The organism is Mesorhizobium sp. B264B1B, from assembly GCF_020165765.1.
Lineage (GTDB): Bacteria > Pseudomonadota > Alphaproteobacteria > Rhizobiales > Rhizobiaceae > Mesorhizobium.
Genome location: NZ_JAIUIS010000001.1, coordinates 367,189 through 390,037, shown reverse-complemented (window position 1 = coordinate 390,037; position 22,849 = coordinate 367,189). Strand labels below are relative to the sequence as shown.

The following is a 22,849-nucleotide window of genomic DNA, read 5'->3' as shown; positions in this document are numbered from 1 at the left end:
CAATGCAGTACAATTCAACAAAACTGTAATGGTTTGCCGGAAGGTACAGATGAACGTATCAGCGAGATTCGACAACAGCGGAACCCTTGTCGAAGGCGTCATGGCCACCATCCGCCAGCGAATTGCCGCGCGCAGCCTCACGCCCGGCGCCCGATTGCCCTCTATCCGCGCCTTCGCCAAATCCATGCAGGTTTCCAAATCGACAGTGGTCGAGGCCTATGAACGCCTGGCGGCGGAAGGCGCGATCCGTTCCCGGCCAGGCTCCGGCTTTTATGCCGCCGGATCGCTGGCGCCGCTGTCGCTCGCCGAGATCGGCCCCCGACTCGATCGCGCCGTCGATCCGCTCTGGGTTTCGCGGCAGTCGCTGGAAGCGGGCGATGAGATGCTGAAGCCCGGCTGCGGCTGGCTGCCCGCCTCGTGGATGCCGCAGGCAGCGCTACGTCGCGCGCTGCGCACCGTGGCGCGCGCCGATGATGTGGCCCTTGCCGACTACGGCACGCCGCTCGGGCTGCCGCCGCTGCGCCAATTGCTGGCGCGGCGCATGGCCACGCATGGCATCGAGGCTTCCCCCGAACAGATCATGCTGACGGAATCGGGCACGCAGGCCATCGACCTCCTGTGCCGGTTCCTGCTCGAACCCGGCGATACAGTGCTGGTGGACGATCCCTGCTATTTCAATTTCCACGCACTGTTGCGTGCCCATCAGGCCAAGGTCGTCAGCGTCCCCTATACGCCATCGGGACCGGATATCGACTTGTTCGCGCAGGCGCTGGCCGAGCATCGGCCGCGCCTCTACATCACCAACTCCGCCATCCACAACCCGACCGGCGCGATCCTGTCGCCGGTCACCGCGCGCCGGCTGCTCAAGCTCGCCGATCAATCGGACCTGACCATCGTCGAGGACGACATCTTCGCCGATTTCGAACACGCTCCTGCCCCAAGGCTCGCGGCTTTCGACGGTCTCGAGCGTGTCGTCCATATCGGCAGTTTCTCCAAGACGCTTTCGGCCTCGATACGCTGCGGCTTCATCGCCGCGCCCCGTGACTGGATGGAAGGGCTGGCCGACCTCAAGATCGCCACCACCTTCGGCGGCGGGCGGCTCGCGGCCGAATTGGTGCTGACCCTGCTCAGGGATGGCAGCTATCGCAAGCACATGGACCTGCTGCGCGCCCGGCTCTCACGCGCCATGATCGAGACAGGCGCTCGGCTGAAGGCGATCGGGATCACGCCCTGGATCGAGCAGCCCGCCGGTCTGTTCCTCTGGTGCAGCCTGCCGGATGCAGTGGACGCAGCCGAGATTGCCCGCCGCGCGCTTGCGGCCAATGTCGTGCTGGCGCCCGGGAACGCGTTCAGCCTGTCGCGATCAGCCAGCCGATTCCTGCGCTTCAACGTTGCACAATGCGAAGACGAGCGGATTTTCAAGGTGCTGGAGGCAGCCATGCCGCGCTGACGGCTGCGGCGCGGCTTGCGCGATCAGGACTTCACGCAAATGTCGCGCACACAACTCCGCAGCCAGCGCTGCGCCGGATCGGCATCGAGCCGCGGATGCCAGAGCATGGAAATGGTGACCGCCGGAATGTCGACCGGCAGGGAAAAAGTCTGCATGCCGACGCGCGCGCCTTGCGTATGCCGCTCGGGCACGCTGGCGATCAGCTCCGAGGCGCGCGCCATCGCGAGCGCGGCCGAAAAACCGGAAGCCATGCACACGACCATTCGTTGCAATCCGAGCCGACTCAAGGCCTCGTCGATCGGCCCCCTTTCGCGGCCCCGCCGCGAAACATTGATGTGGCGGCCAGCCGCATAGCGTTCCGGCGTCATCGCGCCCTGGCCGAGCGGATGGCCGCTGCGCACCGCGCAGACGAAACGGTCGCGAAAAAGCGCCTGGATGCGCACCTCCGGCCCGGTCTCGCCGGCCACGCCTACTTCCAGGTCGATCGCCGCTTCGCGCAGTGACGCCATGTCCTTGTCCGACTTCGGCGCGAAACGCAGCCGCACGCCCGGCGCATCGGCCTGGATCCGGGCGATCAGGCGCGGCCCGAACTCCTCGACGAAGCTTTCATTGGTGCGCAGCGTGAAGGTCCTCTCCAGGCCCGGCAGATCAAGCAGCCTCGCCGGGCGCAGCAGCGTTTCCGCATCCTGAACCACACGACCGACCTGCTGGCGCAGTTCCTGCGCGCGTGGTGTTGGAACAAGGCCGCGACCGGCCCGCACCAGCAGCGGATCTCCCGTCGCCGCGCGCAGGCGCGCCAGCGTGCGGCTCATCGCCGAGGGGCTGAGCCGTAATCGCGTCGCCGCACGCGCCACGCTGCCTTCGTCCAGCAGGACATCGAGGGCGACGAGCAGGTTGAGATCGGGCGGCGACATGGTTCGATCCTAGCACGAAATCCGCTGATGTGGCGTGCAACGCACGAATAGAATGCAAATGCTGCGCGTTCCGCCACATCCTGCAAACGATTAGATCTTCGAAGCTTCTACCCGAAGCCGACAAAGGGAGATCGCCGTGGCAGTCACTGAGCAACATCGCAACGAGCACGCATCGGTCGCACAGAAAATCCCATCGGCTGGATGGGCGCTGGCGAGCCTGTCGCTGGCCACGCTGCTGTCGTCGCTCGGCACCAGCATCGCCGGCGTCGGCCTTCCCTCGCTGATGCAGGCATTCGATGCCTCGTTCCAACAGGTGCAATGGGTCGTGATTGCCTATCTGCTCGCCATCACCATCCTGATCGTCAGTGCCGGGCGCCTCGCCGACATGCTCGGCCGGCGGCCGCTGCTGCTTTTCGGCATCGCGCTGTTCACATCGGCGTCGGTGCTCTGCGGCCTCTCGCCGGCTTTGTGGCTGCTGATCGCGGCGCGGGCGGTGCAAGGGCTTGGCGCGGCGCTGATGATGGCGCTGACATTGGCCGTTGTCGCCGAGACGGTGAGCAAGGCCAGGACCGGCAGCGCCATGGGCCTGCTCGGCGCCATGTCGGCCATCGGCACCACGCTCGGCCCTTCCATAGGCGGCCTGCTGATCGCCGCTCTCGGCTGGCGTTCGATTTTCCTGGTCAACGTGCCGCTCGGCATCCTGACCTTTGCAATGGCCTGGCGTGCTTTGCCTGCCGGCAACCGGACGGCGTGGACCGGTCAAGCCGGCTTCGATGGTTTGGGCACGGGCCTGCTGGCCCTGACATTGGCGGCCTACGCGCTGGCGATGACGCTGGGTAGAGGCAGTTTCGGGCTCATCAACATCGGCCTGCTGGTCGCGGCTGGCATCGGCATCTTCCTGTTCGCCACGGCGCAAAGTATGGCGAAAAACCCATTGGTCGAGCTTTCCGCCTTCCGTGATCTCTCGCTGAGCGCCAGCCTGGCCATGAATCTGATCGTCGCCACCGTGATGATGGCTACCTTGGTGGTTGCGCCGTTCTATCTCTCGCGCGGGCTCGGACTGGACGCGGCAAACGTCGGACTGGTGCTCTCGACAGGCCCGCTGGTTTCGGCGCTGTCGGCGTTGCTCGCCGGACGCCTTGCCGATCGCTTCGGAGCCAAAAGGATGATGGTCGCGGGCCTGCTCGGCCTTGCCACGGGCACGTTCCTCCTGTCCCTGGCGATAACGACACTCGGCATCGCCAGCTATGTCGTCCCCATCACCGTGACCTGCTTCGGTTATGCCCTGTTCCAGACAGCGAACAACGCCGCCGTCATGCGCAGCGTCGGCGCCGGTCAACGCGGCGTCATCTCCGGCCTGCTCAATCTCTCGCGCAACCTTGGCCTCATTACGGGCGCCTCCGTCATGGGCGCCATATTCGCCGCCGCATCGGCCGGAGGACGTGAAGCCGGCGGCCAAGGCATGCTGACGTCAGCGGCGGCGGCCAGCGGAATGCAGGTGACCTTCCAGACGGCAACGGCACTGGCGGTGGCGGCGCTGGCGCTCAGCCTTTTGCCGAGCCGGCGGGCGGAGAATGCCTGACGAAGATCAATTCAGGGGGCTTGGGCGAATGCCGCTCAGGCCCCTGCCCGCTTGCGGCGCTCATAGAGCATGACCAGCGTCTCGGCCGTCAGCGCCGGCTTTTCCTCGCCCTCGATCTCGACGGTGTTGGCGGCCTTCATCAGGTATTGGCCCGGCCCCCTGTCCTCCATGGACAGCAGCGTGGTGCGCAGCCGGATGCGTGCGCCCACCTTGACCGGCGCCAGGAAACGCACCTTGTCGAAGCCGTAGTTGAAGGCGGCCTGCGTGTTCTCGGGCACGATTCCCATGCCGAGCGCCAGCGCGCCGATGATCGACAGCGTCAGATAGCCATGGGCGATCGTCGTGCGGAACGGGCTTTGCCGCCGCGCCCGTTCGGGGTCGACATGGATCCATTGATGATCGCCGGTGCATTCGGCGAACTGGTTGATACGGTTCTGGTCGACTGTCGTCCATTCCGAGACGCCAAGCTCCTGCCCGGACATCGTCCTCAACTGCTCGTAGGTCGGCGGCGTCTTAGGCCGTTTTTCGGTCATTCCTGTTTTCCCGATAGCTTCCAACGCTTCCGGACCACGAACCGGCGGCCTCTGTCAATTCGCCCTGCATGATTCGGTCCCCTTGGGATCGATGCGAATCCTGGCATCACTCTACGTCAAGCCGTGTTCGCCCGGCCTTGGCATTTGAGGGTACCCATGGTGTAAAGGCATAGCGGCCGATGAAGAGCATCCGAACAAACTTCGCCTGGCGCAGGGTTGGCAGGCAACCGGTCTTTGTCACGCAAGCTACTTCTTCTCGTAGCCGGCGCGGATTTCCTCCATCGCCTCTTTGATGCGCATGCGCAGGATGTCGACCGATTCGGTGCCGGATTTCCTGACCAGCTCGGCCACTTCGCTGGCATTCTTCAACGTAGTCTCGAAGGATTTCCTGGCGAACTCAGTCTGTTTGGCCATCAGGTCCTGCGGCGTGCCGGGCGCTCTGTAGCCTTGCGTCATGTCGGCAATTTCGCGCAGCGTGTCCTGCAGCATCTCGCGTTGCCTGGAGAACAGCGACGACGCGCCGGCGGCACTTGCCCGCGCCGATTTCTCCAGTGCTTCAAGGTTCTTGCGGTGGTGCGCGAGGATCGCCTCGACATCGACATTGGGCAGTTTCAGGTCACGGCCGAACCGGCCGAACATGTCCGTGAAGGAATCGGAATCCGGTTGTTTGGCCATGCTCATCTGCTCCCCTGTTGCCGCGACTGCTGATGCCCGCCCATGAGAATAGAGCATGGCGTGCGCCCGTCAATTGACGAGAAACAGCCGCTCCGCGGTGTAAAGCGCGATGCCGGCCAGACCGCCGATGATCATGCCGTTGAAGCGGATATATTGCAGGTCCCGGCCGATATTCATCTCGATCAGCCGCGTCAGCTGCGCCAGGTCCCAGCGCTTGACCTGGTCTGCGATGAATTTCGATACGCCGCTCTTCTGGCTCTCGACGAAAGAGGACAGCGCCACCACGAATCCCTGGTTCATGTCGGCCCTGATCTTGGCGTCTCCGGCCAGATGCCGGCCGACCTCGACGAACATGTTGGCAAGATGCGCGCGGATCATCGATCGCGGCGCCTTGGCATCCTGCTCGATGAACAGCCTGAGGCTTTCCCACATGTCGCCGGCCAGCGCCTTGACTTCCGGCCTGGCGAGGAAATCGCGCTTCAGCTTCTCGGCGCGCCTTGCATATTGCTTCGACGTTCTCAGCCGCTCGACGAAGGCTTGCGCGAAACGGTCGAATTCGGTGCGCATCGGGTGGTCGGGATCGGCTCTCATCTCGTCGAGCAGCGAACCGGCCGAGGCAACGATCTTCTTCAGGAGATAGGCGTCGGCCCTGAACAGGTTGAACAGCGACGGCAGTTCCTCGCGGATCTTTTCGCGCATGGTCGTCAGCGCCTGTTCATCGTTGAGGAACTGGCCGATCACCTTGATGAACTCATCGAACAGCCTCTGGTGACGGCGATCGTCGGTCAGGGCCGAGAGCAATTCGGCCGCCAACGGCGCCAGCGGCACTTTTTCGATCTGCTCCAGCATCCGGCTGGTGACGAAGCCGCGCAGCCCCGATTGCTCGACGGCGGCAAGCGTCTGCGGAACCAGGCGCACGACGAAACGCGACAGGCCCGCGGCACGTTCGGAATCGGCCAGCCAGTCGGCTACGAGCGCCGAGAAATCGACCTCGGCCAACTTTTCGCGCACCGGCTCGGGGGCAAGGAAATTGGCTTCGATGAAACGGCCGAGATTATCGGCGATACGGTTCTGGTTCTCGGGAATGATCGCGGTGTGCGGGATCGGCAGACCGAGAGGCCGCTTGAACAGCGCGACCACCGCATACCAGTCGGCCAGGCCGCCAATGGTCGCCGCCTCGGCAAAAGCGGCGACGAAGCCGAGCCAGGGATAGGTGCTCTCGAAGGACTTGGCCAGGGCGAACACGGCGACGCAAAGCGCAAGTGCCGCCGTGGCGACGAATTTGGTCCGCCGCAGCATTACAATCTTGGCATGCGCGTCGGCATCATATCCGCCGGAAGCCAGGGCCGTGGCTGATTGTGACATGTCAGAGCCGCTCCTCGTCGATCTCTGATCTATTTAGAGCATTCCAGGAAAGGTGTGTAACGCTGTTCCCTGGAAAAGCGCCTAGCGCTTTCCCCAGGGAATTGCGTGAAAACAAAGAGTTAGGGCGGTCGGCCATTCTGCCGATCACTGGACCGCTCTGGTGTTTCGCCGAGAAAATGCGCGTGACAGCCGATTCGGCCCGCGTCTTGCCGCCTTGCGCACACAAAGTTGACGGGAATATTCAGCTATTAGGCGAAGCTAGTCTGGAATTATTCCAAGGTATAGGCCATATTCCGCCGAGGCCAGTGTGGCGAATCCGAAAGCTCGGAGCAAAGCCGCACCAGCAAAGTTCAAAATCTGGCGTGATCGCAGCTCGCCGGCGCTTTGTGAGGACAAGATGCGACTTACCCGCCAGACCAATTACGCCATGCGCATCCTGATGTATTGCGCGGCCAATACCGATCGGCTGAGCCGCATCCCCGAGATCGCCGCCGCCTATTCGGTGTCGGAGCTTTTCCTGTTCAAGATCCTCCAGCCACTGGTCGAGAATGGCCTTGTCGAGACGGTGCGTGGCCGCAATGGCGGCGTCAGGCTTGGCCGTGCCGCGGAATCGATCAACCTGTTCGACGTCGTGCGCGTGACGGAGGAAAGCTTCGCCATGGCCGAGTGCTTCGAGAACGACGCCGCGGAATGCCCTCTGGTCGACAGTTGCGCGCTGAATTCCGCGTTGCGCGAGGCGCTCAACGCCTTCTTCGCGGTCCTTGCCCGCTATACGATCGCCGATCTCGTGGCGGCGCGTCCGAACGTGCGCAACCTGCTCGGCATTGACCTGCTGGAGCGCCGCGCACCGGCGGCCTGATCCGGTTTGCCGCAGGCTGGACCTGCGGCGAACGTCCAGAATCTAGGCCGCTGCCAGAATCTAGGCCGCTGATTGAGGCAGCACGAACGGCATATTGCCGGCTGGCAGGACTCCAACCCTTAAGCGGCAACCGAATACCCTTTCGATCAGATCGTCGCTCAGCACATCCTGCGGCGAACCGGTGGCGGCAAGCCGGCCGCGGTGCATGACGAAAATCCGGTCGGCATACATCGCCGTCAGGTTGAGGTCGTGCAGGATGGCAACCACGCCGCCGCCCCTTCTGGCGAAGTCGCGAGCAATGTTCATGATGATCAGCTGGTGCTTGATGTCGAGGCTGGACACCGGCTCGTCCAGGAACAGATAGCGCGGCTTGCCGTCGAGCACCGGCGCCCAGACCTGGCACAGCACGCGGGCGAGTTGAACGCGCTGCTGCTCGCCGCCGGAAAGCTCCTGATAGAAGCGGCCGGCGAAACCGTCGAGGTCGACACGCGCCAGCGCCCGTTCCGGCAGGCGTTCGTCCTCGCCCGGCAGCACACCCGAGCGGCCTCCGACAAGGCCGAGCCTGACAATCTCGCGCACGGTAAAGGGAAACGACAAGGTCGTCGCCTGCGGCAGCACCGCGCGCAGCGTCGCCGCCTCGACTGGCGTTATCGTCGAGAGCTCGCGGCCGTTGATGGCAATCCGGCCGGTATGCGCGAGTTCCCCCGACAGCGCCTTGAGGAAGGTCGTCTTGCCGGACCCATTGGGGCCGACAATGGCCGAAATCTCACCCGGCCTGACCTCGAAATCGACGCCGGCGACAATGCCTTTCCTGCCGATCGCCACCGAAACATCGCGCGCTTCGATCATGAAACACCCCTACAGGTCGATGACGCCGCGCTTGCGCAGCAGGATCCAGAGGAAGAACGGCGCCCCGGCGATCGCCGTGACGATGCCGATCGGCAGTTCGGCGGGCGCCACGATGGTGCGCGCGACCGCGTCGGCCAAAAGCAGCAGCGAGGCGCCGAGCAGCGCCGAGGCCGGCAGCAGATAGCGATTGTCGGGGCCGATCAGCAGGCGCAGCAGATGCGGCACCACGATGCCGATGAAACCGATGCCGCCGCTGACGGCGACGGAGGCGCCGACCGCCGCCGAGACGCCGACGATGGCCGTGTACTTAAGCCGCTGCACCGGAATGCCGAGATGGCCGGCGGTCGCCTCGCCCAGCGCCAGCGCATTAAGGCCGCGAGCCAGGAACGGCATCGCCGCCAGCGAAAGCACGATGACCGGGCCGACAGAGCCGATCTTCTGCCATGTCGCACCGGCCAGCGAGCCGAGTTGCCAGAAGGTCAGGTCGCGCAGTTGCCGGTCGTCGGCCATGAAGATCAGGATACCGGTCAGCGCCATGGCAAGTGCGGCCAGCGCCAGGCCGGCAAGCAGCATGGTGGCGACGGATGTGCGGCCCTGTCGCGTCGCGACCCTGTAGAGCAGCAACGTCACCGACAACCCGCCGCCGAAGGCCGCCAGAGGAAGGGTCAGCGCGCCGAACGAGGCGGTCACCGGCGACAGCACGGTCGTGCCGAGCACGATGACGGCCACCGCGCCGAGGCTGGAGCCCGCCGAAACACCGATAAGGCCGGGGTCGGCAAGCGGATTGCGGAACAGCCCCTGCATGACCGCGCCGGAGACCGCGAGCGCAGCCCCGATCAGCACGCCGAGCACGACGCGCGGCAGCCTTATGTCATAGACGATGAGGCGATCTCGCGCGCTCATCGCCACGTCGCCAGGCGCTGCGCCGAACAGCCAGTCGCCGACGACCTTGACGGCGGAGGCATCCGAGGCGCCGGAGGTCAGCGACAGCAATACCGCTGCCGCAAGCACGACGCAGGCGAGCGCGATGACCAGACGGGCGCGCCCGGAACGGTCACCGTCGCTGGCCATCTTCCTCTCCGCCGGCCCGGCGATCGACTGGTCGACCATGCCGCTCAGTCCGTAATCTGCGTGCCATAGAGCGCGGCGGCGAGGTCGTGGACGGCGTCGGCCGTGCGTGGTCCGAAGCCGAGCAGATAGCCGCCGTCGATGCGGATCAGCTTGCGCGCGGTTCCGGCCGGCGTCGAGGCGATCGACGCGTTGCCGAACAGTTCATCGTCCGATACCGGCGGCCCGGCATTGCTCATCATCAGGATCGCGTCCGGCCTGGCGGTGACAACAGCCTCGTCTGACAGTTGCTTGTAGCCGGAGAAGCCTTCGATCGCGTTGACGCCGCCGGCCAGCTTGATGATGCCGTTGGCCGCGGTATCGCTGCCGGCCGCCATGATCTTGCCGCCCTGCATCGACAGCACGAACAGCACGCGCTTGCGCTTCTTGATCGAGGCCGTCTGCTTTTCCGCCGTCTGCAGCTTGGCATCGATCTCCCTGGCCAGCGCTTCGGCCTTGGCGTCGGCGCCGAGCGCCTTGCCGACCACGCGGACCTTTTCGAGGATGCCTTCACGGTCGTACCGGTCAGGCACTTCGATGAAGGGGATGCTCGTCTTCTTCAGCACGTCGAGCGCCTCCTTGGGGCCGCTGCCGTGCAGCGCCAGCATGCCCGAAGGGTTGACCGACAGCACACCCTCCGGCGACAGCTGGCGCATGTAGCCGACATCTGGCAGGTCGAGAGCTGCTTTCGGATAGCGGCTGGTGGAATCGCGCGCCACAAGATGCTTTTCCTCGCCGAGCGCATAGACGATCTCGGTGATCGAGCCGCCGATGGACGCGATCCTGGTGGGATCGGCGAAGACGGAGACACCGTCGCCGGCGTTGGCCGGCTGCGGTGCGCCGAAGGCAAGGGAAAGACCGAGCATCGGGCCAAGCATCGATCCGCGCACAACCGTCAATCCGGTGAGAAGACCCATCATCGTTTCCTCAGGCTGCGGTCGGGCTTGGAATGCGCGGCAGGTTCTCGGCCAGGAAGCGCCAGTCGTCGCGCTCACCCTCTCCTTCATGGCGCTTGCCGAAGAACTGGATGATCATGTTGCCGCCGGCGTCGTAGACCTCCAGCGACGTAACATGGCCGTCCTTGGTCGGCTTGCGCACGGCCCAGACCTCATGAATGTGGTCGGTGCGCAGGTGCAGATGGAAGGTCTCGTCCAGCACATTGATCCATGGCCCCATTGGCTTGATCGACTTGACCGGACCGGAATGGATTTGGATACAGCCGCGGTTTCCCACAAAGCACATGATCGGCATCTCGCCCTCGGCGGCACGATTGAACATGGCTCTCACCGCATCATTGTCGAGCAGCCATGCATAGTCCTGGCCCACCATGCGCACCGCCTGGCGGCGGCTGAGCTTCAACGTCTTCAGCATGCCGAAGAACTGATGCACGTCGGTCAGCCGGCTCCAGCGATCGCGCAGATCGTCGAGATTCGCGGTCGTTGTCACCGCCTCGCCTTCGTTCTCGGCGGCTGGCCCCGAAATGGCGACCAGTGGCTCCTGGTTCGGCGATTCCAGCGAAGCGACCAGTTTCTGATAGGCATAGAGGTTTGACCCCGGCCGCAGATGCACCTTGTGCACCGCCTCGCCCGCCGCGTCGAAGAATTGCAGGCTGCGGCGGATGTCGTCGCCGTCGCGTTTTTCCACGGCAAAGCCGTGCGCCCATATTTTCGGGAAAATGCGCAGGTCGATGTTCTCGCCCAGCACCATGGCATTGTGATTGCCGGTGACGACCTTGTCGTAGGCGCCGATCTTTTCATGCACGGCGCTTTCGTTGCGGGTGAGCGCCATCACCTCGCCGACGGCTTCGAGGCCGGTCAGAAGATCGTTGACGCGTGGCTCGACGCGAACGACACCGTCGCCGCAATGCGCGGCCACCAACTCAGCCTCCGAAATGCCAAGCTGTGCGGCCAGATCGCGCTCGCGCGTTTTCGGATTATCCGTCCGCGCCCGCCGGATTTCGTGCGGGGTGGGTTTTACGCGCTGGTCCATTGTCCTGCTGCCTTACGCTTACTTGTTGAGGATGAGCTTGCCCTGACGGGTGATCTTGAGCCGGTAGAGCGCGCCGTGATGCTCGATGCCGATCTCGTGCTCACCTTGGAACAGCGTGTTGCTCGACAGCGTCCGCACCGCCAGCGGAACGCCGTCGAAGCGGGCGGAGGCATCGTCGGAACGGCGGATGCGATAGCGGAAGTCGTTGGGATTGTGCGTGTTCATGTGGATCGGTTCCTTTCCTGTGCCGGGCGTCTGGCTAGGCGTTTTGCGTAATCCGATTCATTCTTGACTTGAATAATCATGTTTACTAGTCAGTGCAATACCGGATTAAATTAGTCAAGATTTAAGACGCGAATACGATCACAAATGCCAGCCAGCCCCAGGCCAGCCCGCATCGAACCTGGAAACTTTGGAGTTGGGGCACATGGGGTTAGCGATTTGGGAACGGCGCGGCTGGTCGGGGCCGAACGGTGCAGCGGCTTTGCTGGCGGGCGTGGCGGCGATTGCCTTGTTCGTGCCACCTGCCAACGCTCAGCAATCAGCACAGGCGGCGGGAGAGCAGGCCGATCAATCGAAGCAGGCTGAGGGGGAAAAGCCGGCGCCAGCGGGCGCAACGCTGCTCGACAAGGTTCTGGTCATCAGCCGCACCGGAGAAACGGCCATCCGATTGCTGGCCTCGGCCAGCCATATCGACCAGGAACAGCTCGATCGCCGCATGGCGACGACGCCGAACGAAATGCTGTTCGGCGTGCCCGGCGTCGCGGCGCAGGCCGATGCCAGGCGCGTCAGCACCAGCGTCAATATCCGCGGCCTGCAGGATTTCGGCCGCGTCGCGATCATCGTCGACGGCGCGCGGCAGAACTTCCAGCGTTCCGACCATGGCACCCAATCGACCTTCTACGTTGACCCCGAGCTTATCAAATCCGTCGACGTCATCCGTGGTCCGGTCGCCAACACCTATGGCTCGGGCGCGATAGGCGGCGTGGTCTTCTTCGACACCAAGGACGCCCAGGACATCCTCAAGCCGGACGAGACATGGGCTGGTTCCGTCACCGGACGGTACGAGAGCAACGGCAAGGGCTGGACCACCAGCGCATCCGGCGCCTATCGCTTTAACGACAATTTGGATGCGCTGGGCAATATCGTCTACCGCAACTATGACGACTACAAGGATGGCGACGGCGACACCGTCAAGGGCACCGGCTTCGACGTATTGAGCGGATTGCTAAAGACCACGATCCGCCCGAGCGACAATAGCGAACTGAAGCTCGGCTGGGTCGGTTCGAGCGACGGCTGGAACGAGATCAGCGGCGGCATGCCGGTCAATGACGTCGACCTGAAATCGAACACCTTCACGGCTCGCTACAATGTCACGGACGAAGACAGGAGCTGGCTCGACCTCCACGTCAACACCTCCTACAACAAGACCAATCTCGACCTGACCGGCCATGTTCCGCAGCGCCGCTTCGATCCCGTCACCGGCCTTCCCGTGATGTTGCCGGCAGGTTCGACGTCGACCTTCGATGTCGGCACAGCCGCCATCGACATCTGGAACACGTCGCGATTCGAGACAGGCGGCCTCGCGCATGAACTGACCTATGGCGGCGACTGGGTGAATGACGACGTCGAGACTGGCGGCACGGCAGGCGGCGACAGCTTCTACACGCCTTCCGGCAAGCGCAACGTTTCTGGCGCCTACGTCCAGGACAAGCTCAGCTGGGATTGGCTCGAAGTCATTGCCGGGCTGCGCTATGACAATTACAGCCTCGAGGACGACACGCACGAAACGTCGGGCGACCGCCTGTCGCCGCGCGTCACCGTCGGCGTCTCGCCTTTCGAAAGCGCCGGCCTTGCCGGCCTGCAATTCTACGGCACCTACGCGGAGGGCTACCGGTCGCCTTCGCTGACCGAAACCCTGATCAGCGGCAACCATCCGGCGGGTGTCAGCTTCCCGTTCCTGCCCAATCCCAATTTAAAGCCCGAAACCGGTAAGACCGTCGAATTCGGTGTCAATTACAAGCAGAACGACGTTCTCGAGTCCGGCGACGCGTTTCGGCTGAAGGCAGCCTATTTCAACAACGACGTCGACGATTATATTGACGGCGTTACGCTGTCGGCCTTTGATCCGACCAGTGGCTGCCCCTTGGGGCCGGGCATTCCGATCTGCTTCCAGTACCAGAACTTCGCCAAGGCAAAGATCAACGGCTTCGAGATGGAAGGCGTTTATGATGCAGCATGGGGCTACGCCGGACTTTCCGCCTCCATCATCAATGGTCACACCATATCCTACGAAGGCGATCGGGCGGACCTTGCCACGATACCGTCCGCGCAGGTCACCGCGCAGCTCGGCCTGCGCTTCCTCGAGGACAAACTCACTGTCGGCGGCGAGGTGCAGTACAATGGCAAGCCCAAGGGTAACCCGATCGCCGAGGACTATACGCTGGTCAACGCTTTCGCCAGCTACCAGGCGACCGACAGTCTGAAGGTTGATTTCCGCGCCGACAATCTGTTCGATGTCAAATACGCCAATCCGTTGAACGGTAGCACCACGGTCGCGGTCTATGAACCGGGCATAACGCTGAAGCTGGCGGCAACGATGCGATTTGGAGGATGATGATGACGAACTTGACGGCATCCCTTCGTCTGCTGACCTCGGCGCTGGCGATGTCGCTTGCAGCGGTTCCGGCGTGGGCACAAGAGTCCGCGCCGGCGCCTGCTCTTGCCCTCGAACTCAATGGCGCGCAACCCTCCGAAAAGGGCTGCCGCCTGACCTTCGTGGTCACCAACAATCTCGGCGCCGACCTTTCCAGGGCGGCGTTCGAGATCGCCCTGTTCAACGACGCCGGCGTCGTCGACCGCCTGACCGTGCTCGATTTCAAGGACCTGCCGGCCGGCAAGACGAAGGTGACGCGCTTCGATCTCGCTGGCACCAACTGCGCCAAGGTCAGCCGCGTGCTGATCAACAGCGCGACCGAATGCGTCGGCACCGGCGTCGAGCCGAACACCTGCATGCGAAAACTCAAGACAGATGCCAAGACCGGCATCGCCTTCGGGGTCTGAGCACGGCGTGGGGCTGCGTGCGGCATGCCTGCGGCACGCAAGCAGGCCTTTCTGAACGTACCAATCGGGAACCACCCGTCTCAGTCCAGGAAATCGAAAGGAACTTCATGTACATCGCCATGAACCGCTTCAAGGTGCAGAACGGCTCGGAAGCCGATTTCGAGGCCGTGTGGAAAAACCGTGATTCCAGCCTTGCGGAAATGAAGGGCTTCCGGGAGTTCCATCTGCTGCGCGGCCCAGTCAACGAGACCGAAGGCTATACGCTGTTTGCCTCACACACGGTCTGGGCAAGCCACGACGATTTCGTCGCCTGGACCAAGTCGGAGAATTTTCGCGCGGCCCACAGGAATGTCGGCACGACGAAGGTCCATTATCTCGGCCATCCCCAGTTCGAGGGTTTTTCGGTCGTCGAGGGCGCCTGAAACGACCTCGCCCGCCGGAAAGGCGTCCTTAAGTGGCAGCAAGCAGGCTGGCATTGCCGCCCGCCGCGGTCGTGTCGACGCAGACGGCCCGCTCATGCGCATAGGCCGCGGGGTTGAGCACTTCGCTGACCAGCGGCACGATCGGCCCTGAGCGTTCGGCGATCACCTTGCGCACGATGCGCGCCGCCTCCGGCGTCCCCGAGAAGGCGACGACGTCGACGCGTAACGAACGCGCCTCAACCGGATCGGGGCGGCCGTCGATCGCCGCCAGCGGCAGGCCCTTGCCGGTCAGCGCCGAAAGCGCCGCCGGCGCGCCTGGCGCCACCGCCAGCACCGCGTTGCCGGCGGCGAGCGCCTGGATCGTCTGCGCAAGCAGCGTGTCGCCGTCCGGTCCCAAGCACAGCACCCGGCCGCGCGGCGCCAATGACAGTGTATTGGCCTCGCCGGTCGGCCCGGGCAGGTCGACCTGGCCGAAATCGATTGCGGCGGCGGCACCGATCGCCGCGGCACCTTTGCCTCGCAGGTGCTTGCGCAGGATGGCGATGCGGTCCGGCCGCGTCGACCAGCCGCCAAGCGCGGGATCGGGCAGATTGTCGGCGAGTTCGGTCGCCGTCACCTTGTGGCCGTCGCCAACAGGCGTGCCTGCCTCCGGTCCCTTGCGAAAGCGCCGGAGATAATGCGGTCCGCCGGCTTTGGGCCCGGTGCCGGACAGCCCCTCGCCGCCGAACGGCTGCGAGCCGACGACCGCGCCGATCTGGTTGCGGTTGACATAGATGTTGCCGGCATGGATCCCGTCGACGAAATGCTGGACGCGACCCTCGATGCGGGTGTGCAGACCGAACGTCAGGCCGTAGCCCTTGCGGTTGATGGCGGCGATCACCGCATCGATCTCATCGGCGTCGAAACTGGCGACATGGAGCACCGGCCCGAACACTTCGCGCTCCATCTCCTCGATACCCTTGACCCGAAACACATGCGGCGCGACGAAGCGGCCATCCCTGGGTGCTTCGAGCTTGGCGATCAGCCGTCCCTGCAAACCCATCGTCGTGCAGTAATCGCGGATCGAACCCTGCGCCTCGTCGTCGATGACGGGACCGACATCCGTCGAGATAGCCCAGGGATCGCCGACCTTGAGCGCCTCCATGGCGCCCTTCAGCATCTCCAGCATCTTCTTCTCGACATCCTTCTGCACATAGAGGACGCGCAGCGCCGAACAGCGCTGGCCCGCACTCTGGAAGGCGGAGGCGAGGATATCGCGCACCGCCTGCTCGGGCAGCGCGGTGGAATCGACGATCATGGCATTCAGCCCGCCCGTCTCGGCGATCAGCATGGCATCGGGCGCGGCTGTCTCGGCCAGTTGCTTCTCGATCAGCTTGGCGACGTCGGTCGAGCCGGTGAAGCAGACGCCGGCAATGCGCGGATCTGATGTCAGCGGTCCGCCGACCGACGGGCCGTCGCCCGGCAGAAGCTGGATAACGTCTTCCGGCACGCCGGCCTCGCGCAGCATTTCGACGGCCCGGAAGGCGATCAGCGGCGTCTGCTCGGCGGGCTTTGCAATCACCGAATTGCCGGTGACGAGCGCTGCCGCGATCTGGCCGGTGAAGATGGCGAGGGGGAAATTCCACGGCGAGATGCAGACAATGACGCCGCGCGCCTCGGTGCCCGCCTCGGCATTCCTCGCCTCGGTGGCGTAGTAGCGCAGGAAATCCACGGCTTCGCGCACTTCGGCGACACCGTCGGCCAGCGATTTGCCGGCCTCGCGCGTGGCCAGCGCGAAGAATTCGATGGCATTGGCCTCGTAGAGATCGGCGGCGCGATTGAGGATGGCCGCGCGCTCGGCAACCGGACGCTTTGCCCAGGCTGGCTGCGCTTCGACGGCGATGCGCACGGCGGTTGCCGCCTGCTTGGCGGTGGCTTCGCTGACCATGCCCACCACTTCCGAAGGCCTGGCGGGATTGACGACCGGGCGTTGCTCGCCATAGCCGGCCGCGCGCGTGATAGGCTTGGCGTGCCAGCGGTTAGGGCCCGCGAAGGCTGTCCTCTCCTTGTCGATCGCTGCCAACGTCACCGGATCGGTGATGTCGAACCCTTTCGAGTTGCGGCGGCTTGCACCGAAGATGACGGCAGGCCGGGGGATCGCGGGATTGGCGGCGGGGCCTTGGCTCTCGACCGCTTCTAGCGGGTCGCGCGCGATGTCTTCGGGCTCGACATCCTCGTCGGTGAGTTGGTGGACGAAAGATGAATTGGCGCCGTTCTCCAGCAGCCGGCGCACCAGATAGGCGAGCAGGTCGGAATGCGCGCCGACAGGCGCGTAGATGCGGCAGCGCGTGCCTTCGGCCTTACGCACCGTCTCGTGCAACGCCTCGCCCATCCCGTGCAGGCGCTGGAACTCGAAGCTCTCACGGTTCTTCGTCATCGACAGGATGGCGGCGACAGTGTGGGCATTGTGGGTGGCGAATTGCGGATAGATGCGATCGGTCATCGACAAAAGCTTTCTCGCGCAAGCGAGATAAGAAACGTCGGTGTTGACCTTGCGGGTGAAGACGGGGTAGCCGGCGAGCCCCAGCGTCTGCGCCCGCTTGATCTCGGTATCCCAATAGGCACCCTTGACCAGCCGCACCATGATGGTGCGATCGTATTTCGTGGCAAGCGCATAGAGCCAGTCGATGACGAAGGCAGCGCGCGGACCATAGGCCTGGACGACGACGCCAAAGCCGTTCCAGCCTGCAAGCTCCGGCTCGGCAAGCACGCGCTCGATGACGTCGAGCGAGAGGTCGAGGCGATCGGCCTCCTCGGCATCGATATTGAGGCCCATGCGCGAATGGCGCGCCGCGAGCGCCAGCGAAAGGAGCCGCTCGGCCATGACAGGCAGCATCTCTTCCTTCTGCGCTTCCTCGTAGCGCGGATGCAGCGCCGAGAGCTTCACCGAGATGCCGTGGTTGTGGCGGATATCAGGCCCGTTTGAACCGGCATCGAGTGACGAGATGGCGTCGGCGTAGGCCTTGTGGTAACGCAGCGCATCGGCCTCGGTGCGGGCTGCCTCGCCCAGCATGTCGAAGGAATAGAGATAACCCTTCTGTGTCATCGGCCGGCCGCGCTTCACCGCTTCGGCGATGGTGCGGCCGAGCACAAACTGCTCGCCCATCTCGCGCATCGCCGCCGCCACCGCCTTGCGGATGACGGGCTCGCCCAGCCGGCGCACCATGGCGCGCAGCGTGCCTTCGATGCCGCCCTCGCCTTCGTCGAGCACGCGGCCGGTCAGCATCAGCGCCCAGGTCGAGGCATTGACGAAGATGGAGCTCGAGCCGCCCGAATGCGCCGACCAGTCGTGCGGCGCGATCTTGTCGGCGATCAGGTCGTCCATCGTCTCGGTATCGGGCACGCGCAGCAGCGCCTCGGCCAGGCACATCAGCGCCACGCCTTCCTTGGTGGAGAGGCCATAGGCGGACAGGAAAACCTCCATCAGCCGCGGATCGGACGAGCCGCGCACCGCCCGCACCAGATCGGCGGCACGAGCAGAGATCGCCCGGCGGTCCTCCGCCGAGAGGCCGCTCGCCTCGGCCAGCCGCTTCACGGCCTGATCCTCGTCGGGCAGATAGTTGGCGCGGATTTGCTGGCGGATGGCGTCGAGCGCTGGCATGGCGGGTCCTACTGGCAAGCACAAGGGAGCGGGCCGGCGGTCACCGGACCGAATGGCGCAAGCTAGCACAAGTCCCGATTTTCAGGCGGTCTGAAGAAATCGACATTGCAGTTCGATCGATCTATCATATCACCGCAAACTACCCGAAGAAGGCTGCATTTTTCGATGAGGGAAGACCAATTGGACCGCATCGACAGGAACATCCTGTCGGCGCTGGCAAGCGACGGCAGGCTTTCCATGTCGGAGCTCGCCGCCAAGGTCGGCCTGTCCAAGACGCCGGTGCAGGCGCGGGTGAAGCGGCTGGAGAAGGACGGCTATATCAGGGGCTACCAGGCGATTATCGATCGCGAGCGCATGGGCGAAGGCCATGTCGCCTTCGTCCAGGTGAAACTGTCCGACACCCGGTCCGCCGCGCTGGACGCTTTCAACCGCTCTGTCCAAGCCGTTCCGGAGATCGAACAGTGCCACATGATGGCGTCGAGCTTCGATTATCTGCTGAAGGTCCGCACCCGCGACATCGCCGCCTATCGCCGCGTGCTGGGCGAGCGCATCTCCGCCCTGCCCCATGTCGCCCAGACCTCGACCTTCGTGGCGATGGAGACTGTGAAGGATCGATAGTTCATTCCGCCAAGGTCTTCAAAAACGCCACCAGCGCCGCGCGCTCGCGGTCCGACAGCGCCAGCGGATGAATTTCGGATGTCCCCTCCACACTGGGGGCAGCCTTGGCATAATGCGCCACCACCTCGTCGAGCGACGCAAACTGACCGGCGTGCATGTAGGGCGGCCGCGTCGCCGCGCCGCGAAGCGAAGGCGTCTTGTAGGCGCGCACCAATTCCGGCGCATCCTTGACCATGAACCGCAATTCGCCGCAGGCGCCGACATCGCCATCGCGATAGGCGCCGAAGCAGTTGAACGGGTCGGCTTGAACTTGGCGTACCGCGTCGACGCGGCCGCGATCCGGCGGCAGCCCGTTGACCGGCGGCACGCCGGTGTTGTGGAACCCATTGTCGGTGAAGCGCGGCCCATTGTGGCAGGTCACGCAATTGGCCTTGCCGATGAACAGTTTCAGGCCGAGGATTTCCTCCCGGGAGAAGGCGGCGTCGCCTTTCGGCTCGGCGCCGGTCGCCAGGTCCAGCGCGAACCGGTCGAAGCGGGCCTGCGGCGGCTCGATCGAGCGTTCGAAGGCAGCGATTGCTTTGCCGATGTTGGCGAACACCCCGTTTATCGCGTCACGCTGCTGGTCGCTCATGGCGCGCCATGCAGCCTTCTCGGCATCGCTGCCGAGCGGACTGGCATTGGCTGGTATGTCGGACAGATCGGGCAGCGGGCCGAAGATGCGCTCATAGCGGTCGCCGAAGCGCGCCTTGATGTAATGCGCATAGGCGGCGCGGTTTCCCGCCTGCTCCAGGGGGTTCTCCAGCGGCGTCAGCGCCTGCGCCCACAGGCTGTCGCGCCGTCCGTCCCAGAAAAACCAGGGATCGCGCGCGATGCCGGCGAGCGGCATGGTACGCCGGTTCGTGCGGCCGACGCCAACCGCCTGCGGCAGGCCGTCCTGAAACTGCCTGTCGATCTTGTGGCAGGTCGAGCAGGACACCGTGCCGTCGCGGCTCATGCTGGCGTCAAAGAACAGCGTCGAGCCAAGGGCAGCGGCGGCCGGGACATCGGCGAACCGGTTGGTGGTGTCGGGTTTCAGCGCCGGCAGCCTCGACAGCGCCAGCGAGGCGATGGTCTTCTTCTCGGCATCGGAAAAGTCCGGCTTGCCGCAGCCGGCAAGGACGGCCATCGCCATCAAGACGAAAAAGCGCGCAAGACGCCTCATCTGCGGCTCACAGCACGACGTTGAAGACGACCGTATCCGACCCAGCCGTCGCGGAGATGGCAAAATGCAGCTGCCACCAGCCGCTCATGGTGAATTTCACGCCTTCGATGCGATAGCGCCCGTCGCCGAGATAGTCCGTCGCTTGCGGGCTGGTCGGCAGGCCGTGGCGGTGCTGCGGCATGCCTCCCGATACCGCGATCGCGGCCCCTTCCACCGGCGTCCCGGCTATCGTCTTCAACGTCAACAGCCAGGCTTCCAGTTCGCCTTGACGGACGACGCCGCGTTCCGGCGCGAAGCTCGCCATGAACAATCCGTTCTCGGTCTTTTTGGTTCGGGAGATATCCGGGCCGGCAACCTGCGCGGTTCGCGGTGCGGTCAGATAGACCACTGCCAGGATGCCAGCCAGCAAGGCTGCCAGACCAAGACCCGCCAAAAGATAACGCCATATCGAAGCCAAGCCGGTTCCTCTTCAGGGGATAACGTTTTGCCGCACCGATCGCATCCCGCCAAACCTGTTGGAATCGCAGGTGACGGAAAAAACCGCCCTTGCCAAGCATGGCGCTCTACTCTCCAAAAAGCTACAGCAGCATCGTAACAGGGGATGGATCATGATCGGCAAAGGTGTCGCCTCGATCGGCGAATGCATGATCGAGCTTTCGGGCCAAACAGGTTCGAACTGGCGCATGGGATTTGCCGGCGATACGTTCAACACGCTGTGGGCCCTGCATGCGCTGAGTGGAAGGCCAGCGACCTACGTCTCGGCTTTCGGAGACGATCCTTTCTCGCAAGACCAGATCGGCTTCTTCGCGGACAATGGCATCGGCATTGGCGAAAGCCCTGTTATCCCGGGGGCGCGGCCCGGCCTCTATGCCATCACGCTGACCGGCGCGGAACGCTCCTTCACCTATTGGCGCGGCGATGCGGCTGCCAGGCAGCTTGCCTCCAATCCGGCTGCGTTGGCAAAAAGCCTTGAAAAGCAGGCGCTTGTCTACTTTTCCGGAATCACTTTGGGAATTCTGGACTCCGCTGCGCGCGCCACGTTGCTATCGGCCGTGGCCGAGGCGCGATCCGCGGGGTCGCTGATCGCCTTCGATCCCAACTACCGGCCACGGCTGTGGCGCGATCGCGAGGAGGCGCAAGCCGCGATCCTGGAGGCGCTCGCCGTCACCGACATCGCATTGCCGACTTTCCCGGACGAGCAGATGCTGTTCGGCGATGAAGCGCCACAGGCAACGGCTGGGCGGCTCGGGCAACTGGTCGGCGAAGTCGTGGTCAAGAACGGGGAACAGCCGGCGCTGATCGTCGAGAACGGGACGCTGCGGGACGTTCAGGCGATCCATGTGGCCACGCCCGTCGACACCACGGGCGCGGGCGATTCCTTCAACGGCGGCTATCTCGCCGCGCGTCTCGCCGGACACACCCCTGCGGAGGCTACAAAGCGCGCGCACCGTGTCGCGGCCAGCGTGGTGCAGGTTCGCGGCGCATTGGCGCCATTCGAGACGTTGCGTGCGGCATTCGAAACGGATTGAGGGTCAGGGCAGCCGGAACCGATATTCCGTCACGTGATGGTAGATCGCACCCGGCCACAGCGTCGCCTGCGGGAAATACGGCCGGTTCGGCGCGTCCGGCCATATTTGCGGCTCCAGGCAGAAACCGCAGAAAGCTTTGTGGTTTCGCCCTTCCAGCCCCGTGCGCGGCGTCACATACTGGCCGGTATAGAGCTGGACGCCGGGCTCCGTGGTCCACAGTTCCATCTCGACGCCGGAGTTCGCTCCTTGCACCCACGCCGCCAGCTTGAGCGGCCCACGCGCCGAGGCGAGGCAGAAATTCTGGTCGTAGGCAAGCTGCTCGCCTTCGGTCTCCATGCGCAGCGGCCGCGCCTGGCGGAAATCGAAGGGCGTGCCGTCGACAGGCTTCACCGTGCCCGTCGGAATCATTTCGCCATCCACCGGCAGATAGGCGCCGGCATTGAGCATCATCAGGTGATCGAGGATGTCGCCCGTCCCGCCATCATCGAGGTTGAAGTAGGAATGCTGCGTGAGATTGCACAGCGTCGGCTCCTCGCACGTCGCTGATATTTCAACGCTGAGCGTACCGGGGATCTTCAGCCGGTAGGTGCAGGTGACGTCGAGTGCCCCGGGAAAGCCCATCGTGCCGTCGGGATCGTGCAGCGTCAGCGTGACGAAGTCCCGCCCGTGCAGCGAAACCGTCCACGGCCGATGGAAAAAGCCTTGCGAGCCTCCATGCAGCGTGTGCTTGTCGAGAAAATTGCGCTCGGTCTGGTAGCGCTTGCCGGCGATGGTGAAACGGCCGTCGCGGATGCGGTTGGCATAGCGGCCGACGACCGCGCCGAAGAAAGCCGTGTCGGTTTCATAGGATGATAGATTGTCATAGCCGAGCACGAGAGGCGCGTCGTGGCCGGCTAGGCGCAGGTCCTGGATGATCGCGCCGAGCCCGAGGATATTGGCGCTAAGCCCGCCGCCTCTGATCGTGAAGCGGCGAACCGGTTCGCCCGCCTGGGTGGTGCCGAAAACCTCGCCGTCCTTCATTGCCATGCCCGCAAACGTCAGTTGATCCAGACG

21 protein-coding genes are annotated in these 22,849 nt (G+C 64.3%); 8 read left to right on the top strand and 13 right to left on the bottom strand.

Translation table 11 applies throughout. The features are described from left to right. The first annotated feature begins 49 nt into the window (after nucleotides 1-49). Entirely contained in the window at nucleotides 50-1,450 is a 1,401-nt protein-coding gene (locus LB547_RS01795) for a PLP-dependent aminotransferase family protein (protein ID WP_140762767.1), read from the top strand. Between the two features lie 23 nt (nucleotides 1,451-1,473). On the opposite strand, the gene LB547_RS01790 is transcribed toward LB547_RS01795, so the two are convergent. Next, a complete protein-coding gene (locus LB547_RS01790; protein WP_140762764.1) occupies nucleotides 1,474-2,364 on the bottom strand; it encodes a LysR family transcriptional regulator in 891 nt (296 codons plus the stop codon). Between the two features lie 136 nt (nucleotides 2,365-2,500). Between LB547_RS01790 and LB547_RS01785 the strand changes: the two genes are divergently transcribed. After that, complete coding sequence (locus LB547_RS01785; protein ID WP_140623312.1) at nucleotides 2,501-3,946, top strand: MFS transporter; 1,446 nt, start codon at nucleotides 2,501-2,503, stop codon at nucleotides 3,944-3,946. Between the two features lie 35 nt (nucleotides 3,947-3,981). On the opposite strand, the gene LB547_RS01780 is transcribed toward LB547_RS01785, so the two are convergent. The 3 genes from LB547_RS01780 to LB547_RS01770 all read right to left on the bottom strand — a co-directional run bounded on the left by LB547_RS01780 (nucleotide 3,982) and on the right by LB547_RS01770 (nucleotide 6,519). Further along, nucleotides 3,982-4,479 carry a MaoC family dehydratase gene (locus tag LB547_RS01780; protein ID WP_140555100.1) on the bottom strand — a complete coding sequence of 166 codons (498 nt, stop codon included), beginning with the start codon at nucleotides 4,477-4,479 and terminating at the stop codon, nucleotides 3,982-3,984. Nucleotides 4,480-4,725: 246 nt separating this feature from the next. Further along, complete coding sequence (locus LB547_RS01775; RefSeq protein ID WP_140495715.1) at nucleotides 4,726-5,154, bottom strand: phasin family protein; 429 nt, start codon at nucleotides 5,152-5,154, stop codon at nucleotides 4,726-4,728. A 69-nt stretch (nucleotides 5,155-5,223) separates the two neighbouring features. Continuing rightward, nucleotides 5,224-6,519 (bottom strand): DUF445 domain-containing protein, encoded by a 1,296-nt coding sequence (locus LB547_RS01770; RefSeq protein ID WP_140762761.1) that lies wholly within the window; start codon nucleotides 6,517-6,519, stop codon nucleotides 5,224-5,226. Nucleotides 6,520-6,916: 397 nt separating this feature from the next. Between LB547_RS01770 and rirA the strand changes: the two genes are divergently transcribed. Further along, nucleotides 6,917-7,378, top strand: coding sequence for an iron-responsive transcriptional regulator RirA (rirA, locus tag LB547_RS01765; RefSeq protein WP_140495713.1), 462 nt, complete (start codon nucleotides 6,917-6,919; stop codon nucleotides 7,376-7,378). Between the two features lie 60 nt (nucleotides 7,379-7,438). On the opposite strand, the gene LB547_RS01760 is transcribed toward rirA, so the two are convergent. Genes LB547_RS01760 through hemP form a run of 5 tightly spaced genes read right to left on the bottom strand, consistent with a single transcriptional unit; the run spans nucleotide 7,439 to nucleotide 11,548 of the window. Then, the gene (locus LB547_RS01760; protein WP_140762758.1) at nucleotides 7,439-8,227 is read right to left on the bottom strand and encodes a heme ABC transporter ATP-binding protein; all 789 of its coding nucleotides are present in this window, start codon (nucleotides 8,225-8,227) and stop codon (nucleotides 7,439-7,441) included. 9 nt (nucleotides 8,228-8,236) lie between these two features. Next, on the bottom strand, nucleotides 8,237-9,337 hold the full coding sequence (locus LB547_RS01755; protein WP_140685881.1) for a FecCD family ABC transporter permease: 1,101 nt from the start codon (nucleotides 9,335-9,337) through the stop codon (nucleotides 8,237-8,239). A gap of 5 nt (nucleotides 9,338-9,342) precedes the next feature. After that, on the bottom strand, nucleotides 9,343-10,251 hold the full coding sequence (locus LB547_RS01750; RefSeq protein WP_140564118.1) for a heme/hemin ABC transporter substrate-binding protein: 909 nt from the start codon (nucleotides 10,249-10,251) through the stop codon (nucleotides 9,343-9,345). A 10-nt stretch (nucleotides 10,252-10,261) separates the two neighbouring features. Continuing rightward, complete coding sequence (locus LB547_RS01745; RefSeq protein ID WP_140517206.1) at nucleotides 10,262-11,323, bottom strand: hemin-degrading factor; 1,062 nt, start codon at nucleotides 11,321-11,323, stop codon at nucleotides 10,262-10,264. Nucleotides 11,324-11,341: 18 nt separating this feature from the next. After that, nucleotides 11,342-11,548 (bottom strand): hemin uptake protein HemP, encoded by a 207-nt coding sequence (gene hemP / locus LB547_RS01740; protein WP_140555090.1) that lies wholly within the window; start codon nucleotides 11,546-11,548, stop codon nucleotides 11,342-11,344. Between the two features lie 202 nt (nucleotides 11,549-11,750). Between hemP and LB547_RS01735 the strand changes: the two genes are divergently transcribed. The 3 genes from LB547_RS01735 to LB547_RS01725 all read left to right on the top strand — a co-directional run bounded on the left by LB547_RS01735 (nucleotide 11,751) and on the right by LB547_RS01725 (nucleotide 14,808). Further along, complete coding sequence (locus LB547_RS01735; RefSeq protein ID WP_140762755.1) at nucleotides 11,751-13,940, top strand: TonB-dependent hemoglobin/transferrin/lactoferrin family receptor; 2,190 nt, start codon at nucleotides 11,751-11,753, stop codon at nucleotides 13,938-13,940. A gap of 2 nt (nucleotides 13,941-13,942) precedes the next feature. Next, nucleotides 13,943-14,386 (top strand): hypothetical protein, encoded by a 444-nt coding sequence (locus tag LB547_RS01730; protein ID WP_140559647.1) that lies wholly within the window; start codon nucleotides 13,943-13,945, stop codon nucleotides 14,384-14,386. 107 nt (nucleotides 14,387-14,493) lie between these two features. Beyond that, on the top strand, nucleotides 14,494-14,808 hold the full coding sequence (locus LB547_RS01725) for an antibiotic biosynthesis monooxygenase family protein (RefSeq protein WP_023763446.1): 315 nt from the start codon (nucleotides 14,494-14,496) through the stop codon (nucleotides 14,806-14,808). Nucleotides 14,809-14,836: 28 nt separating this feature from the next. On the opposite strand, the gene putA is transcribed toward LB547_RS01725, so the two are convergent. Continuing rightward, nucleotides 14,837-18,448, bottom strand: coding sequence for a bifunctional proline dehydrogenase/L-glutamate gamma-semialdehyde dehydrogenase PutA (gene putA / locus LB547_RS01720; RefSeq protein ID WP_140762752.1), 3,612 nt, complete (start codon nucleotides 18,446-18,448; stop codon nucleotides 14,837-14,839). A 165-nt stretch (nucleotides 18,449-18,613) separates the two neighbouring features. On the opposite strand from putA, the gene LB547_RS01715 reads away from it, so the two are divergent. Continuing rightward, on the top strand, nucleotides 18,614-19,066 hold the full coding sequence (locus LB547_RS01715) for an Lrp/AsnC family transcriptional regulator (RefSeq protein WP_140517216.1): 453 nt from the start codon (nucleotides 18,614-18,616) through the stop codon (nucleotides 19,064-19,066). Between the two features lies 1 nt (nucleotide 19,067). On the opposite strand, the gene LB547_RS01710 is transcribed toward LB547_RS01715, so the two are convergent. Next, nucleotides 19,068-20,267: a cytochrome-c peroxidase gene (locus LB547_RS01710; RefSeq protein ID WP_140517218.1), complete on the bottom strand. Its 1,200-nt coding sequence runs from the start codon at nucleotides 20,265-20,267 to the stop codon at nucleotides 19,068-19,070. A 7-nt stretch (nucleotides 20,268-20,274) separates the two neighbouring features. After that, nucleotides 20,275-20,724 (bottom strand): FixH family protein, encoded by a 450-nt coding sequence (locus LB547_RS01705; protein ID WP_140495703.1) that lies wholly within the window; start codon nucleotides 20,722-20,724, stop codon nucleotides 20,275-20,277. A 151-nt stretch (nucleotides 20,725-20,875) separates the two neighbouring features. On the opposite strand from LB547_RS01705, the gene LB547_RS01700 reads away from it, so the two are divergent. Beyond that, nucleotides 20,876-21,796 (top strand): sugar kinase, encoded by a 921-nt coding sequence (locus tag LB547_RS01700; protein ID WP_140495702.1) that lies wholly within the window; start codon nucleotides 20,876-20,878, stop codon nucleotides 21,794-21,796. Nucleotides 21,797-21,799: 3 nt separating this feature from the next. Here the strand turns inward: LB547_RS01700 and LB547_RS01695 are convergent, their stop codons facing one another. Beyond that, entirely contained in the window at nucleotides 21,800-22,822 is a 1,023-nt protein-coding gene (locus LB547_RS01695) for an aldose epimerase family protein (RefSeq protein ID WP_140762749.1), read from the bottom strand. Nucleotides 22,823-22,849 lie beyond the last annotated feature (27 nt).